Genomic DNA, 14,489 nt, shown 5'->3' on the forward strand with positions numbered 1-14,489 from the left:
CAACCGCTTCGGCGCATCCGGCCTCGTCGGCCTACTTGACCTCGGCCCAGTCGAGCGTCCGCTCCACCGCTTTCTTCCAGCCCGCGTACCCCTCCGCGCGCTGCTCCTCGGACCACTGGGGCTCCCAGCGCTTGGACTCCTGCCAGTGGGTGCGCAGTTCGTCGGTGTCCCGCCAGAACCCGGTGGCCAGTCCGGCGGCGTACGCGGCGCCGAGCGCGGTCGTCTCGGCCACGACGGGGCGGCTGACCGGGACGCCGAGGACGTCGGCCTGGATCTGCATGCACAGGTCGTTGGCGGTCACGCCGCCGTCGACCTTGAGCACGTCGAGGTGGACGCCGGAGTCCTGCTCCATGGCCTCCACGACGTCGCGGCTCTGGTAGCAGATCGCCTCCAGTGCGGCCCGCGCCAGGTGGCCGTTGTCGTGGTACCGGGCGAGGCCGACGATCGCGCCGCGGGCGTCGGAGCGCCAGTACGGGGCGAACAGGCCGGAGAACGCGGGGACGAAGTAGATGCCGCCGCTGTCCTCGACGGTGCGGGCGAGGCGTTCGCTCTCGGCGGCGTCACCGATGATCTTCAGCTGGTCGCGCAGCCACTGGATCGCGGAGCCGGTGACCGCGATCGACCCCTCCAGCGCGTAGACCGCCGGGCTGCCCTCGAACTGGTAGCACACGGTGGTGAGGAGGCCGTGCTGCGACCGGACCAGCTCGGTGCCGGTGTTGAGTACCAGGAAGTTGCCGGTGCCGTACGTGTTCTTGGCCTCGCCGGGGGCATAGCAGACCTGCCCGACGGTGGCCGCCTGCTGGTCGCCGAGCACACCGGTGATGGGAATGGCCTCCCGCAGCGGCCGGGAGGTCCGGGTCCGGCCGAACGCCTCCGGGTGGGAGGACGGGTTGATGGTCGGCAGCATCGACCGGGGCACGCCGAAGAAGCCCAGCAGCTCGTCGTCCCAGTCGAGGGTCTCCAGGTCCATCAGCATGGTGCGGCTGGCGTTGGTCACGTCGGTGGCGTGGATGCCGCCGTCGGGTCCGCCGGTGAGGTTCCACAGCACCCAGCAGTCGGTGTTGCCGAAGAAGGCGTGCCCCTGCTCGGCCGCTTCGCGGACTCCGTCGACGTTCTCCAGGATCCACTGGATCTTGCCGCCGGAGAAGTAGGTGGCCGGCGGCAGCCCCGCCTTGCGGCGGATGACGTCGCCCTGGCCCGAGCGGTCCAGCGCGGCCGCGATGGAGTCGGTGCGGGTGTCCTGCCAGACGATGGCGTTGTAGTAGGGGCGCCCGGTACGGGGGTCCCAGACGACGGTCGTCTCGCGCTGGTTGGTGATGCCGATGGCCGCGAGGTCGGACGCGGAGAGGTTTCCGTGCCGCAGAGCGTTCTGCATGACCGAGTTGGTCCGCTCCCAGATCTCGACCGGGTCGTGCTCGACCCATCCCGAGCGCGGGAGGACCTGCGTGTGCTCCAGCTGGTGCCTGGCCACCTCGTTGCCTGCGTGGTCGAAGATCATGAAACGGGTGCTGGTGGTCCCCTGGTCCACTGCGCCGACGAAGTCAGCCATGGGATGCCGCCTCTCTTGGGGCTTCTCCTGCGGCGGGGCGGACCGGTACCGGGCCGCCCCGGGATCCGGTCAGCTCTCGTCCGGGGACGGGACCTGCCCGGGCGGTTCCAGCTCGGCGGTCGGCAGGAACCGGCCGATGAAGAACTTGTACAGACCCGCGCCCAGCAGGCCGCCGATCAGCGGGCCGATGATGGGCACCCAGAAGTAGAAATGCCCGTACTGATCCCGCCAGGCTCCGCCGTACCCGGTGAGGAAGCTGGCCAGCCGGGGGCCGAAGTCGCGTGCCGGGTTGATCGCGTAACCGGCGTTGGTGCCCCAGGCCATGCCGATCGCCACGACGATCAGGCCGACGATGAACGGAGCCAGGTTGGCGCCGGGAGGCGTCCCCAGCAGGTCCGTGACCGCGAGGATCAGCAGGAGCAGGATCGCGGTGCCGATGATCTGGTCGCGCAGCGCGCCCCACTCGGTGACCGGCAGGTTCGTGTTCCCGTTGGCCGGCAGCGTGGAGAAGACGCCCTGCGTCTTGATGGTGTGGCCCGGGTCGGCCTTCGCCAGGGCCTCGGAGTAGTTCCACCGTACGATCAGGGCCGCCACGAACGCCCCGGCCGTCTGGGCCAGGGCGTAGGGGGCAACCTTGCTCCACGGGAAGCCCTTGAACGTCGCCAGTGCCACGGTCACCGCGGGGTTGAGGTGGGCGCCGCTCAGCCGTGCGGCCACGTACACGCCCAGAGTGACGCCGAGGCCCCAGGCCCAGGCGATGCTGTCGTGGTTTCCCAGTCCGCCCGCAGGGTCCGTGAGGGCCCCTCCGGCGACCACCTGGGCCACCACGCCACAACCGAAGAGGATGAGGATCATGGTGCCGGCGAACTCGGCCGACAGCTCGCCCACCAGCCCCGACCTCTTGAGCCGCTCCGTCATGGGTGCCCGCTTCCCGCCGGCCCGCAAGACCAGCCGTCGACAGCCCCGAGTTCCCTAACGCATTTTAGTACCGGCTGCGTCAACCGTGCGAGGCGATGGGACGCGCCCTCCGGGGATCCGGTATCCGTCGCGGATTCCCGGGCCGTGGCGGCACACTGGTGGAGGGCGGGCGACGGCAGTGCTCCGCCCGCCCGACCTGTGCTTCCGCCGGCGCGGCGGGCGCACCGGCCGGAGGCCCACCCGTCGGTTCCACCCGGGAGGTACCCGATGAGAATGCTGATCAACAGTGCCGAGACGGTGGTCGCGGACGCCCTGCGCGGCATGGCGGCCGCCCATCCGGAACTGGACGTGGACGTGGAGCGGCGGGTCATCGCACGGCGGGACGCCCGGGAGGGCGGCCGGGTCGGGCTGGTGTCCGGCGGCGGATCCGGGCACGAACCCCTGCACGGGGGCTTCGTGGGGTACGGCATGCTGTCGGCCGCGTGTCCCGGAGAGGTGTTCACCTCACCGGTGCCCGACCAGATGGTGCGGGCGGCCAAGGTCGTGGACGCCGGGCAGGGCGTGCTGTTCGTCGTCAAGAACTACACCGGGGACGTGCTGAACTTCGACATGGCCGCCGAGCTCGCCGAGGAGGACGGCATCCGGGTCGAACGGATGCTGGTCGACGACGACGTCGCGGTGACCGACAGCCTGTACACGGCCGGGCGGCGCGGCACCGGGGCCACCCTCTTCGTGGAGAAGATCGCCGGAGCGGCGGCCGAGGCGGGCGCCCCGCTGGATCAGGTCGCGGCGGTGGCCCGCCGGGTCAACGGGGCCTCGCGCAGCTTCGGCGTGGCACTGAGCGCCTGCACCACCCCCGCCAAGGGCAGCCCGACCTTCGACCTCCCGGACGGCGAACTGGAACTCGGGGTCGGGATCCACGGCGAACCGGGCCGGGAGCGGCGCGCGATGATGTCGGCGCGGGAGATCGCGGAGTTCGCGGTCGGCGCCGTGCTGGAGGACCTGGCGGAGGTGGCTCCGGCCGACGGGCCGGTACTCGCGCTGGTCAACGGTATGGGGGCGACGCCACTGCTGGAGCTGTACGGGTTCCACGCCGAGGTCACGGCCGTGCTGGCGGCCCGGGGCGTGCCGGTGGCGCGCACCCTCGTGGGGAACTACGTCACCTCCCTGGACATGGCGGGATGCTCCGTGACCCTGTGCCGGGCCGACGACGAGATGCTGCGGCTGTGGGACGCACCGGTGCAGACACCGGCGCTGCGCTGGGGCCGCTGACCGCCGCGCCGGGGCCGCCGGCCGTAAGGTGGCGGAGGGACGAGGCAGCCGTCGGACGGGTGGTTCCGGCGCGAGGCGAGGAGATCCGGTGCGAGACGCAGACTTCTTCCGGCGCTGGATGGTGGCCACCGCGGCCGTCGTGGAGCGCGAGGCGGACCGGCTGACCGAGCTCGACTCCCCCATCGGGGACGCCGACCACGGCAGCAACCTGATGCGGGGCTTCACCGCCGTCCGGGCGGCCCTGAACAAGGACACCCCGGCCGCTCCGGGGGCGGTGCTGCAACATGCCGGGCGGACCCTGATCTCGACCGTCGGCGGCGCCTCGGGCCCGTTGTACGGGACGCTGCTGCGGCGTACGGGCAAGGAGCTCGGCGACGCCGCCGAGGTCTCCGACGAGGACTTCCGCGGGGCCCTGGACGCGGGGGTCGGCGCGGTGGCGCGACTCGGCGGGGCCGCTCCGGGCGACAAGACGATGCTGGATGCCCTGATCCCGGGCGTCGCCGCGCTGGGCACCTCCTACCGGGCCGCCGCGGACGCGGCGGAGGGCGGCGCGCTGGCGACGGTTCCGATGCGGGCCCACAAGGGCCGGGCCAGCTACCTGGGCGAGCGGAGCGTCGGGCACCAGGATCCGGGCGCGACCTCGTCGGCTCTGCTGCTGGGGGCGCTGGCGGACGTCGCGGACGGTCTGCTGTGACCGGCCGCGAGGCGGGCGGCCCGGGGGCAAGAGGTTCGGAGGCGGGCGGCTCGGCTGCGGCCGACCCGGCGGGCGCGGGCCCCGGCCCGGTCGGCATCGTGCTGGTCTCGCACAGCGCGGCGGTCGCCGCGTCGGTGGCGGACCTCGCACGGGGTCTGGCCGCCGGCGGCCCCGTGGCGCCGGTGGCCGCCGCGGGCGGTACGGCCGACGGCGGTCTGGGCACGAGCGCGGAGCTCATCCTCGCCGCCGCGCGGGAGGTGGACCGCGGCGCCGGGATCGCCCTGCTGGTGGACCTGGGGAGCGCCGTGCTGACCGTCAAGGCGCTGTTGGAGGACGACGAACTCCCGCCGGGGGCGCGGCTGGTGGACGCCCCGTTCGTGGAGGGCGCTACGGCGGCGGTCGTCGCCGCCTCCGCCGGAGCGTCCCTGGAGGCGGTCGCGTCGGCCGCCGGCGAGGCGTACTCGTACCGCAAGAACTGAACCCGGGCCGCCCGGAGTCACACCGGGGCCGCCCGGAGCCATGCCCGGGCGGCCCGGAGCCATGTCCGCCCGCGTGTAGAGGCGCCCGCCCGGGTGTGTTTCGGCCAATGCCTCGTGAGAGCGGCCCCGGTCGTACCGGCGCGCGCACGCTCACTTTCCGGACTTCTCCCGGCGTCGCCGGTCGGCCCCGTGCCCGAGGGGGCGGACCGAATGCAGGCAGAACCTGGCCGACGCACGGTGTGTCGGCTTGACGCAATTCGGTTCGCCGGGCCGTTCGGTGCGGCTGGGCGAATGTCCGGCAAAGGAACGTCATCGCTTGGAAACAGCGGTGTAACGTCGCCCGGTTTAGCGGCGCAAAGCGTTGGTACGGACCTGGGATGCCATGTTTTCGGTCAAGCTTGGGGATGCGTTGAAGGCCCTGTTCGCTGGTCGCGTGGCCCGGCATCGCCGCGTACAACGCCACGAAGGGCGGCGTGATGATGCTGACGAAGTCGCTCGCCGTCGACTACGCGAAGTACAACATCCGGGCGAACTGCGTCTGCCCCAGCATCATCGACACCCCCATGACCGACACGTCCATCGACCACGACCCGTCGGTCAAGGAGGCGAAGGCGAAGCTGAACCCGATCGGGCGTCTCGGCACGCCCGAGGACGTGGCGAACGCGATCCTGTTCCTCGCCTCGGACCAGTCGTCGTTCATCACCGGAGCCGCCCTCACCGTAGACGGCGGATACACGGCGATCTAGCCGTGCTGTTCGGAAACACCGCAAGAAGGGTTGGTTGGAGTGTCGAACCGATTGAGCGTCGAGAAGGGCGCGGCCAGGTTCCCCTTGCTGGCGGTTCTCGCACTGATGGCCGGCATCTTCGCGGTCGGCTCGGAAGAACTCGTCGTCTCCCCGCTGCTCGTGGACATGGCCGGGTCGTTCGACACGACGGTGGCCGTGATGGCCTTGTCGGTCAGTACGTACGGCGTCAGTACGGCGGTCGGGGCCCTGCTCTTCGCCCCGCTCGGCGACCGCTTCTCGCGCAGGCTGAGCCTGACGATCGGGATGGCCGCGTTCGTCCTGGGCACCTTGATGTGCGCGTTCGCCACCGGACCGGGACTGTTCTTCACGGGAAGGGCGCTGGCCGGTCTGGCGACGGGAGCCTTCGTGCCGACCGCCTACGCCTTCGTCGGTGACCACATCGCGTACGAGCACCGCGCCCGGGCCATGGGCATCCTGGTCAGGTGGTAGGTGACCGGTTCGCCGTGGTGGTGGAAGTGCAGGATGTCGGACCGGTTCAGGTGCCAGTGTCCGACCGGCGACCAGTGGGTGAGCAGGTAGTGGATGGAGGTCAGTGTTAGCGGTCACCGTCCAGCGTCCGGGTCGGGGGGCGGTGGTCCGCCTGGAAGGTGCGACGGAAGTACCCGCCCTCGACATGGGCTTCCAGGCCGAGGGCGTCGATCCAGTGGTGTGCCGTGAGCACGGTGTCCTCCTGTGTGATGGGACCGGATGGAGATCCAACGCCCAACGGACCGATGGTTCAACCCGGTGTCGCCGTCGGCGCTCTGCCGTGCCCGCGCTGGTGCGCGGCGGCCGGCGGCCGGCGGAGTCGAACGGATCGGCGGGACGGCCCCGTGATGGGGCGGACCGGGTCATCGCGGCCGTCCAGGGATCCCACAGCGCCGGAGCTGAGACCGGGCGGTACGGCACCCGCCGGTTCCCTACCGATTCTGGAGGATCACTCACCGTTGAATATCTCGAGCGACCTTCGGTGGATGTTTCCGAGCAGGTTCGTATACGCCTCGTAGAGACCCCACATGACATCCTCTGTCTGGGTGACCCAGTCCTTGAGCTGTGCCTTGCTCACACCGTCCTCCTTCCCCTTCCTGGTGTGGGCATCCTGGTCGAATATGATGGCCAGAAGATCCTGTTTGGTGCCCACGGCAAGTACGGTCTGAGCTGCGGACATGTCCGGCCACGCGTACAGGAGCGGGAGTTCTCTGACCGCGGTCATCATCTGCCCGGCGAACTTGCCGTAGTTCTTTGAGTTGTCGTCGCCCGCCCGTCCGGAACCACCGCCCTTCACGGCCATGGCTGACTCGAACGCGTGATTCGCCCGCTGAGCCTTGGCGTTCTGCGCGAGATTGATCAGCGCTGTGATGGCGTCGTGCTGTCCCGCCGCGGCCTGGGCGGCGGGAGAGCCCTCCTCGAGCCTCTCGATCTCTTCGACCACCTTGAGGATGGTGTCTCCCAGACCGTTGAAGAGGTGGTCCCCCTGCTTGGGTCCGTCCTGCTGTTCTCTGGAACTGCCTTGGGCCGTCTTCTTCCCCGCTGCCTTGGAGCTCTTGGTGTCCTTCGCCCGCTGAATCCCGGTACCGTGCCGCGGCAAGGCGTCGTCGCCGTTGCCGTTGCCGGAGGTCTCCGCGGTGATCTCCGACCGCTGGAGCGAGCCGGTTCCGGCTCCGGCCATCACCCGATGCGCGTTCGCTTCGGCCTCCTGCTCGTACCGGTCGGACGGGTCGCTGACCTTCAGGCCGCTGCCGTTGTCCGTGCCCGCGACGGGGCCTCGGCGCTGCTGGATGACGTGGGTGAGTTCGTGGGCGAGGGTGTGCTTGTCGCTCCCGCCGTCACCGATGACGACGTGGTTGCCGCTGGTGTAGGCGCGGGCGCCGACCTCGGCGGCGGAGGAGCGGGCCGCGCTGTCGTCGTGGATGCGGACGTCGGCGAAGTCGGCGCCGAGGCGGGCTTCCATCTCCTCGCGGAGCGGGGCATCGAGGGGGCGTCCGCTGCCGGCGAGGACGTCGTGAACGGCGGAGCGCTGTACGGGAGCCTGCTCGGTACGCGCTGTGGCCGCTTGGTGGCCGCAGCCCGCGCCGTGCTGGTGCTGCTCGTGGCCGGGTGCCGGGGTGGAGAGGCGGCCGGCGCGTTGCAGGGCTCGCAGGACGGCGGCGTTGCCCGCGCCGCGCTGGAGGGCGAGGAGCCCGGACCGGTCCGCGGGAGCCGGTCTGCGGGGCGCCGCGGATCGGGTTTCGGCGGCCAGTTCAGGGCGGTGTTCGTGCTGCGACAACGGCATGCCTTTCGCGGAGGGGTCACCGCCACCCCACCTGTTCCCGTGGCGGCCGACCAGAGCCGCGAGGGCAGTTGTCGGGGCACGGATCGTGTCCGCCGGGTCATCAGGGCGGGACCCCCCGCATTCGCGGTGCCGCGGCCTTCGACGCTGCCGGGCAGGGGCGTTGCACCGGTGTCGAGTGGATCACGATGCGCGGGGTCGGAGTCCACGCCGTGCGGCCGGGCTGCCGGGACCTCGTACGGTGCGGGATCACCGCGGCACTTGCCCGTGTGCCCCGTCCGGGTGCGGGGCGGGGGCGGGCCGCGATCCGTTGATCTTTTCTGCGGGGGAACACCGTGCGCAGCACCTTCGTCCGTCATGCCGTCCTGTCCGCTTCCGCGGTGTCCCTGGCCCTGGTCACCACCGCCTGCAGCTCCGGCGGCGCTATTCCGTGGTCATGGACCTCGGGGACGGTCAGAAGTCCGCCGGCGACCTGGTGGCCGTGCGCCGGGGCAACACCCTCGGCACGTTCTACACCTTCGGCGTCGCCGCCAAGTTCCCGGGCGACCTCATCGACGTCCAGCACGCGAAGATCGGCTGACGCCCGCCCGCTCGATCGCGCGAGACCTCCGCCCCGGCCCGCTCGCGGGGGTGGGGGTCCGCCTTTTTCCGTACGAGGCGGTGGCCGGACGGAACCGCCAGGTCCGGCGGTCGACGACCTGCACCGCCAGGCGTGGCCATGACGCCAACAACCGCCCCAACGCGTCGGCCCCGGCCCGGCGGAGGGGCAGGGGGTTAGCCGGTGCAGGTGATGGAGAAGGGGACTGGGTTGGAGGTGGTGCGGGTGGGGCTCTGGAGTTCCACGGCCATGCCGGTGGTCAGGGTGCCGGCCTTCGCGTACGTCGTCAGCCGCACGGTGTCGTGCCCGGTGGGGGCGGACTTGTCGCCGATGGACATGGTGCGCCAGTGCGGGTCCACCACCGAGCCGTCGCCGGACACCCAGCGGTAGGAGATCAGGGTGGGCTCGGAGGCGGTGAAGGTCGCGGTGAACGCCGGGGCCTGGCTCTCGGGGGTCGGGCAGCGGCCGGTGTACTTGGTGTTCGCGCCCGCCACCGACATCCGTACGCCGCCCGAACCGGTCCCGGAGTCCGCGTCGCCGTTGCCGTTGCCGTAGAGGGCGTACACCGTTCCGGCGGCGACCAGTACGCAGGCGGCCGCGCCGGCCGCGACGAAGGCCGCCGTACGGCGGTTGCGGGGCGGGTCGGCGGGCGCCGCGGCGGCCACTGCGGCGGTCGGGTGCGCGGGCTGGAGGGGCGCGGGCGGAGCGGACGTGGGCGGAGCGGACGTGGGCGGAGCGGGCTCAGCGGTGGTGGTGGTGGCCGCCGCAGTGGTGGGAGCCGTCGTCGCGGTGGTCGTCTCGGGCGTGGGGGCGGGGGAGGAGGCCGTGGTGCCCGCCGTCGCCGTGGTGCCCGCTGCCGTCGTGGTGCCCGCCGTCGTCGTGGCGGCCGCCGTCGTGGTGCCCGCCGTCGTGGTGCCCGCCGTCGTGGTGCCCGCCGTCGTGGTGCCCGCCGTCGTGGTGCCCGCCGTCGTGGTGGCCGGGGCGGGTCGTGCCGGGGTCGGCAGGACGCGGGCGGCGGCCGTGGTGGCGTCCGGCTCGTGGGCGATGACCCGCAGGGCCGAGGCGACCTCGGCGGCGGGGGTCCGCTCGGCCGGTTCCTTGCGGAGCAGCCCGGCGATCACCGGGGCGAGGGGGCCGGCCCGGGTCGGCGCGGGCGGTTCCTCGTCCACGACGGCCCGCAGGGTGCCGAGCGCTGTGTCCTGCCGGAACGGGGAGATCCCCTCCACGGCCGCGTACAGCATCACGCCGAGGGACCACAGGTCCGACGCGGGGCCCGAGGGGCGGCCCAGCGCCCGCTCCGGCGGCAGGTACTCGGGGGAGCCGACCACCTCACCCGTCGTGGTCAGTGCGGTGCTGCCCTCGACCACCGCGATGCCGAAGTCGCTGAGCACCACGCGCCCGTCCTCGGCGAGCAGCACGTTGGCCGGCTTCACGTCGCGGTGCTCCACCCCGACGGCATGGGCGGCGCGCAGGGCGCCCAGCACCTCCGCGCCGATGTGCGCGACGCGCCGGGGGGCGAGCGGTCCCTCGGCGCGCAGCAGGTCGGCCAGCGACTGCCCGCGGATCAGCTCCATGACGATCCAGGGCCGGCCGTCCTCCATGGCCACGTCGTGGACCATCACCACGTTGCGGTCGGGTATCCGGGCCGCCGCCCACGCCTCCCGCTCCAGCCTGCTGTACATGCGCGCGATGGCGCCGTCCGGCAGATGGGCCGGGGCCCGGACCTCCTTGACGGCGACCTCGCGGTGCAGGGTCTCGTCGCGGGCCCGCCACACGGTGCCCATGCCGCCCTCGCCGAGCCGGGACAGCAGCCGGTAGCGGCCGGCGATCAGCCGCTCGCCGTCCGGCGCGCCCGCACCGGCTGTGGGAGCCGCGCCGGGCGAACCGGGCGCGGCGGCCGCGGTGCATCCGGATCGGTGACGAAACGTTCCTCTACGAGGCGCAGGACTCCATGGAGACGGTCATCGACCTCTCCCTCCTGGACGTGCCCCGGCCCAGCGCCACGGACCCCGGCACGCTGCGGGTCACCGTCAGCGGCGGCGGTCCGGTGGGGCTCGCCTTCGCCCTGGCGCTCGACGAGATGCTGCCCGGGCGGGCCGCCGTCACCGTCTACGACGGGCGCTGGACCCGGAAGGGCTCCTCGGTCGTCTGGAAGGACGAGACCCAGGGGAACTTCCGCCGCCAGCAGGTGGTGACCGTCCAGAGCCGGCAGTACCTCGCCCTGCCCGAGGAGGTGCTCTCCGCCCTCTTCGACGACGGCGCCGCCTACTCGGAGATGTGGCCCGTCGGCCCCGACTCGGTCGACGGCCGCCCGCCCCGCAACATCCGCATCGCCCACATCGAGGACCGGCTGCTGGAACTGGCCAACCGGAAGCCGTCCATCCGCCTGGTCCCCAAGCGGTTCGACGTGGCGGAGGAGCAGGGCCGGATCACCCGCGAACACGTCCTGGCGGTCGCCGAAGGCGGCCGCTCCCGCACTCGGGAGCACTACGCGGACCGCTTCGGCGCGGCCGACGCCTCGATCTACTCGCTCGACGGCGAGCACCTCCAGGACGTCGTCCTGGGGCTGCGCGTCACATCGAAGCTGCCGGACCCGATGAGCGTGCTGCTCACCGTGTCGCAGAACCGCTTCCTGCTCAACTCGCTGCGCGGCGAGGGCTTCCTGAACATGCGGCTCACCCGGGAGGAGGCCCGCAACGTCATCGGCATCGACCCGGTGCGCCACGTCTTCGAGGAGTGCATCGCCGCCCGCCCCTGCCTGATGAGCCGGCAGGAGGAGGACAACGAGTTCCGCTGCCCCACCCACGGCACCCTCTTCCTCCCCGCCCTGCTGCGCGGTTCCCCGCTGTGGAAGGAGATCCGGCAGGGCCTCAGCCTGTTCGGGGTGGCCGAGGAGGACCTGTCCGCGATCACCTCGTTCCGGCTGGACATGGTGCAGCGCCCGCGCTTCACCGCACAGCTGCACCGGCCGACGACGACCACCCCCGGCACCTACGGCTTCCTGCTGGGCGACGCGGCCAACGCGATCCACTTCTGGCCGGGCCGCGGCCTCAACAGCGGTCTTGCCTCGGCCACTTCGCTGGCCCGCTCGCTCAGCCGCGCCTGGCGGGGCAAGCCGCTGCGGGACGCCGACTTCATCCGGCACGAGGCGGCGATGTCCATGCTCCAGTACCGGCACAAGAGCCGGGCCTGGAACGCCATGGTGACCACCGACGAACAGGGCATCACCCACGCCATCAAGGACATCATCGCGCGCAGCGCGGAAGCCTCCGCGGATGCCTCCGCCGCTGCCTCCGCGGATGCTTCCCGCGGTGCCTCCCCCGGTGCCGCGGACAGCAGTGACCTGGACGCCCTGCTGGACCGCATGGCCGGGATCCGCGAACGCCTGGCGCCCCGGATGCCGGGTCTGCCCGGTGACGCGGAGCTCCGCTCCCACCTCGCCTCGATCCCCCCGGCCACCCTCCGCACCCTGCGGGAGAGCGGCGCCTGGGACACCCTGATCGTCGGCGGCGAGGAGGCCGACATCGACCTCTTCTACCAGTCGGACTCCCCGGTCTTCGTCCCCCGCCCGAGCGACCCGGGGCCGAGCGACCCCCGGCCGAGCGACCCCCGAAGCCCCTCCGCGGTCGGCTGACACCGCCGCCGGCGGCGGTGTCCGGGCGGGCGGCCGGTCGTTGTGGGGGGAAACGAAGAAGGACACCATGCCGACCCGTGAACCCGCCGACCGGCCCACGACCGAACTCGACGGCCGCTACAGCTCCGCGCTCAATCCCCGCCCCGGTGCCGACGACGTCACCGCCACCGAATGGACGTCCGCCCAACGGCAGTTGGAGACCGCCGAGATCTTCTGGCTGTCCACGGTGCGGGCCGACGGCCGGCTCCACGTCACTCCCGTGATCGCGGCCTGGCACGACGGGGTCCTGTACTTCTCGACCGGCCCCGGGGAGCAGAAGGCGAGGAACCTCGCGCACGACGGCCACTGCGCCCTGACCACCGGGGGAAACTCCCTCACCGAGGGGCTGGACCTCGTGGTCGAGGGCACGGCGAGGCAGGTGGCCGATCCCGCGGCGCTGGAGCGGGTGATCGCGGCGTACGAGGCGAAGTACGGGGCGCACATCACCTCTCCCGAAGGCACCTTCCACGGGATCGGCGACGCCTTCCGGGCGGGTCACGCGGTGGTGTTCGCGGTGGCCCCGGACACCGCGTACGGCTTCGGCCGGGACGACGGGGTCTACAGCCACACCCGGTGGACGTTCTGAGGACGGGCCCGCGAGCGGGCGCCGGGAGCCTTCGTGAGCCGTCCGGAAGCCGTCCGGAAGCCTTGGGGGAGCTTTCGGAGAGCTGCCAGGCGGCCGGCCCTCACTGCTGCTTCGCGGTGAGTCCGCCGTCGGGGGTGAGGGTGAATCGCGTACGGAACATGCCGCTGGTCTCGCGGGCCGCCTCGCCGTACGCGCCGAGGTGGATCTCCTCGGCCTTGCCGTAGTTGATCCGCGCCTGGGCCGCGTGCGTCCAGGAGTTGATCCGCACGTGCGTCGACCAGACGTCCATCGTCTCGTCCTTCCAGGGGCCCCAGCTGCGTTCGGGGTAGAGTCCCGGCGTCCTGCCCTGCTGGAAGATCACGGCCGTGAGGGCGGGCACCAGGACGGTCAGGAGCCCCAGGCCCCCTATGGTGACGCGGCGAAGGTTCAGTGGCACGGGTCTGACTCCTGGCGGTTGGGAGGCGAAAACGGCCGGCGGGCGCCGCCGCGTGACCGGCTGCGGGACGCGGCCAGCGGTACGGCCCGCGTATGGCCCGTGGCGGGATGACGATGGGCGGGGCGGGGGGAAGCTCTAGGGTGGGAGGTCTGCCGCCGCGGTGTCACACCACCGCCCACGTCATCAGTTCTGAGGTCGCGTTGCATCCCTACATCGGATCCGGTCCGTACTGCTTCTCCAACTCGCTCGCCATGGCCCTCGGGGAGGACGCGCCGTCGCCGTCCGTCATCGAGGTGCTCACCGGGTCCCCCTTCGGGTTCCAGCTGCTGGCCGACGAAGTGCCGTTGTTCGACCCGTTCGGCTGGGATCCGGAGATCGGACTGGACTCCGCGATCGACGTCCTCGGCTACACCTGCGAGCGCAGCGACGGCGGTGACGCCGACGAGGCCCTCGGCAGGCTGCGCGCGGGAACGGAGCGGGGGCCCGTGCTGGTCGGGCCGATGGACATGGGCCTGCTGCTCCACCAGCCCGGCAGCGGCAGCGCCACGGGCGCGGACCACTACGTGGTGGTGCTGGCCGTGGACGGCGGCACGGTGGTCTTCCATGACCCGCACGGCCACCCGTACGCGACGCTGCCGGCCGCGGAGTTCCTCGAGGCGTGGCGCGGCGAGGAGGTGGCGTACCTCGAGGAGCCGTTCGCCCTGCGCACCTCGTTCGCGCGCCGCCGTGAGGTGAGCGCGCACGAGGCGCTGCGCGCGTCGCTGCCCGCGGCCGTCAGCTGGCTGGGAGTGCGCGACGACCGGGACGTTCCCCCCGGTTCGCTCGCCAACGCAGACGGTCTCGAGCGGCTCGCCGACCAGGTCGGCGCGGGCGAACTCGGCACGGAGATCCGGGAGATGCTGGAGAAGTTCTCCGTACGGGTCGGCGCGCGCCGGCTGTCCGACGCCGCAGTGGCGCTGACCGGCGCCGGATACCCGGAACCGGGACGGCTGCTGCGGGAGCAGGCCGCCCTCCTGGGCGGCCTGCAGTACCCGCTCGTGACCGGGGACGACGCCGCGTTCGCGACCGGCCTGCGGCGGCTGGCACCGACGTACGGCCACCTGCGCGAGGTGCTGGCCAAGACGGTCGCCGGGCCGGCCCCGTCGGGTGGCGCGGACGCGACCGGCCTGCGCTGACGCGACGCGACGGGGCGGGGCGCGACGGGGCGGGGCGGGGCGCGACGGGCCGGCC

Annotated in this window: 16 protein-coding genes; 9 read left to right on the forward strand and 7 right to left on the reverse strand. The window is 72.4% G+C overall.

Features of this window, described 5'->3' with window-relative positions; genetic code table 11:
• Nucleotides 1-31: 31 nt before the first annotated feature.
• The gene (gene glpK / locus OTB16_RS12940) at nucleotides 32-1,549 is read right to left on the reverse strand and encodes a glycerol kinase GlpK (protein WP_267720278.1); all 1,518 of its coding nucleotides are present in this window, start codon (nucleotides 1,547-1,549) and stop codon (nucleotides 32-34) included.
• Between the two features lie 69 nt (nucleotides 1,550-1,618).
• The gene (locus OTB16_RS12945) at nucleotides 1,619-2,467 is read right to left on the reverse strand and encodes an MIP/aquaporin family protein (protein WP_267720279.1); all 849 of its coding nucleotides are present in this window, start codon (nucleotides 2,465-2,467) and stop codon (nucleotides 1,619-1,621) included.
• Between the two features lie 267 nt (nucleotides 2,468-2,734).
• On the opposite strand from OTB16_RS12945, the gene dhaK reads away from it, so the two are divergent.
• From dhaK to OTB16_RS12970, 5 genes are all read left to right on the forward strand, one after another.
• Nucleotides 2,735-3,739: a dihydroxyacetone kinase subunit DhaK gene (dhaK, locus tag OTB16_RS12950; protein WP_267720280.1), complete on the forward strand. Its 1,005-nt coding sequence runs from the start codon at nucleotides 2,735-2,737 to the stop codon at nucleotides 3,737-3,739.
• A gap of 88 nt (nucleotides 3,740-3,827) precedes the next feature.
• On the forward strand, nucleotides 3,828-4,433 hold the full coding sequence (gene dhaL, locus OTB16_RS12955) for a dihydroxyacetone kinase subunit DhaL (RefSeq protein WP_267720281.1): 606 nt from the start codon (nucleotides 3,828-3,830) through the stop codon (nucleotides 4,431-4,433).
• A gap of 95 nt (nucleotides 4,434-4,528) precedes the next feature.
• On the forward strand, nucleotides 4,529-4,912 hold the full coding sequence (locus OTB16_RS12960; RefSeq protein ID WP_267720494.1) for a PTS sugar transporter subunit IIA domain-containing protein: 384 nt from the start codon (nucleotides 4,529-4,531) through the stop codon (nucleotides 4,910-4,912).
• 425 nt (nucleotides 4,913-5,337) lie between these two features.
• Complete coding sequence (locus tag OTB16_RS12965; RefSeq protein ID WP_267720495.1) at nucleotides 5,338-5,658, forward strand: SDR family oxidoreductase; 321 nt, start codon at nucleotides 5,338-5,340, stop codon at nucleotides 5,656-5,658.
• A 39-nt stretch (nucleotides 5,659-5,697) separates the two neighbouring features.
• Nucleotides 5,698-6,147, forward strand: a complete 450-nt coding sequence (locus OTB16_RS12970; RefSeq protein WP_267720282.1) for an MFS transporter — start codon at nucleotides 5,698-5,700, stop codon at nucleotides 6,145-6,147.
• On the opposite strand, the gene OTB16_RS39245 is transcribed toward OTB16_RS12970, so the two are convergent.
• The 3 genes from OTB16_RS39245 to OTB16_RS12980 all read right to left on the reverse strand — a co-directional run bounded on the left by OTB16_RS39245 (nucleotide 6,075) and on the right by OTB16_RS12980 (nucleotide 7,963).
• Nucleotides 6,075-6,251, reverse strand: a complete 177-nt coding sequence (locus tag OTB16_RS39245) for a cupin domain-containing protein (RefSeq protein ID WP_324290231.1) — start codon at nucleotides 6,249-6,251, stop codon at nucleotides 6,075-6,077. The two genes, OTB16_RS12970 and OTB16_RS39245, sit on opposite strands and share 73 nt — an antisense overlap.
• Nucleotides 6,252-6,253: 2 nt before the next feature.
• On the reverse strand, nucleotides 6,254-6,379 hold the full coding sequence (locus tag OTB16_RS12975; protein ID WP_267720283.1) for a cupin domain-containing protein: 126 nt from the start codon (nucleotides 6,377-6,379) through the stop codon (nucleotides 6,254-6,256).
• Nucleotides 6,380-6,634: 255 nt separating this feature from the next.
• A complete protein-coding gene (locus tag OTB16_RS12980; protein WP_420717683.1) occupies nucleotides 6,635-7,963 on the reverse strand; it encodes an eCIS core domain-containing protein in 1,329 nt (442 codons plus the stop codon).
• Between the two features lie 439 nt (nucleotides 7,964-8,402).
• Between OTB16_RS12980 and OTB16_RS12985 the strand changes: the two genes are divergently transcribed.
• Nucleotides 8,403-8,546, forward strand: a complete 144-nt coding sequence (locus tag OTB16_RS12985; RefSeq protein ID WP_267720284.1) for a hypothetical protein — start codon at nucleotides 8,403-8,405, stop codon at nucleotides 8,544-8,546.
• A 194-nt stretch (nucleotides 8,547-8,740) separates the two neighbouring features.
• Here the strand turns inward: OTB16_RS12985 and OTB16_RS12990 are convergent, their stop codons facing one another.
• A complete protein-coding gene (locus OTB16_RS12990) occupies nucleotides 8,741-10,348 on the reverse strand; it encodes a serine/threonine-protein kinase (protein WP_420717684.1) in 1,608 nt (535 codons plus the stop codon).
• Between the two features lie 167 nt (nucleotides 10,349-10,515).
• On the opposite strand from OTB16_RS12990, the gene OTB16_RS12995 reads away from it, so the two are divergent.
• Nucleotides 10,516-12,198 carry an FAD-dependent monooxygenase family protein gene (locus tag OTB16_RS12995; RefSeq protein ID WP_267720285.1) on the forward strand — a complete coding sequence of 561 codons (1,683 nt, stop codon included), beginning with the start codon at nucleotides 10,516-10,518 and terminating at the stop codon, nucleotides 12,196-12,198.
• A 67-nt stretch (nucleotides 12,199-12,265) separates the two neighbouring features.
• Nucleotides 12,266-12,823 (forward strand): pyridoxamine 5'-phosphate oxidase family protein, encoded by a 558-nt coding sequence (locus tag OTB16_RS13000; protein WP_267720286.1) that lies wholly within the window; start codon nucleotides 12,266-12,268, stop codon nucleotides 12,821-12,823.
• A gap of 100 nt (nucleotides 12,824-12,923) precedes the next feature.
• On the opposite strand, the gene OTB16_RS13005 is transcribed toward OTB16_RS13000, so the two are convergent.
• A complete protein-coding gene (locus tag OTB16_RS13005) occupies nucleotides 12,924-13,259 on the reverse strand; it encodes a hypothetical protein (RefSeq protein WP_267720287.1) in 336 nt (111 codons plus the stop codon).
• Between the two features lie 200 nt (nucleotides 13,260-13,459).
• Here OTB16_RS13005 and OTB16_RS13010 point away from each other — a divergent pair, with 200 nt between their 5' ends.
• Nucleotides 13,460-14,434, forward strand: a complete 975-nt coding sequence (locus OTB16_RS13010; protein ID WP_267720288.1) for a cysteine peptidase family C39 domain-containing protein — start codon at nucleotides 13,460-13,462, stop codon at nucleotides 14,432-14,434.
• The last annotated feature ends 55 nt before the right edge of the window (nucleotides 14,435-14,489 follow it).

It is taken from the genome of Streptomyces antarcticus (assembly GCF_026627255.1).
Classification (GTDB): domain Bacteria; phylum Actinomycetota; class Actinomycetes; order Streptomycetales; family Streptomycetaceae; genus Streptomyces; species Streptomyces antarcticus.

What these genes read in the sequence shown, in the direction of transcription:
- OTB16_RS12990 (WP_420717684.1), bottom strand. Translation starts at nt 10,348, where the DNA reads ATGGGCACCGTGTGGCGGGCCCGCGACGAGACCCTGCACCGCGAGGTC.
- OTB16_RS13000 (WP_267720286.1), top strand. Translation starts at nt 12,266, where the DNA reads ATGCCGACCCGTGAACCCGCCGACCGGCCCACGACCGAACTCGACGGC.
- glpK (WP_267720278.1), bottom strand. Translation starts at nt 1,549, where the DNA reads ATGGCTGACTTCGTCGGCGCAGTGGACCAGGGGACCACCAGCACCCGT.
- OTB16_RS12985 (WP_267720284.1), top strand. Translation starts at nt 8,403, where the DNA reads ATGGACCTCGGGGACGGTCAGAAGTCCGCCGGCGACCTGGTGGCCGTG.
- dhaK (WP_267720280.1), top strand. Translation starts at nt 2,735, where the DNA reads ATGAGAATGCTGATCAACAGTGCCGAGACGGTGGTCGCGGACGCCCTG.
- OTB16_RS12945 (WP_267720279.1), bottom strand. Translation starts at nt 2,467, where the DNA reads ATGACGGAGCGGCTCAAGAGGTCGGGGCTGGTGGGCGAGCTGTCGGCC.
- OTB16_RS12995 (WP_267720285.1), top strand. Translation starts at nt 10,516, where the DNA reads ATGGAGACGGTCATCGACCTCTCCCTCCTGGACGTGCCCCGGCCCAGC.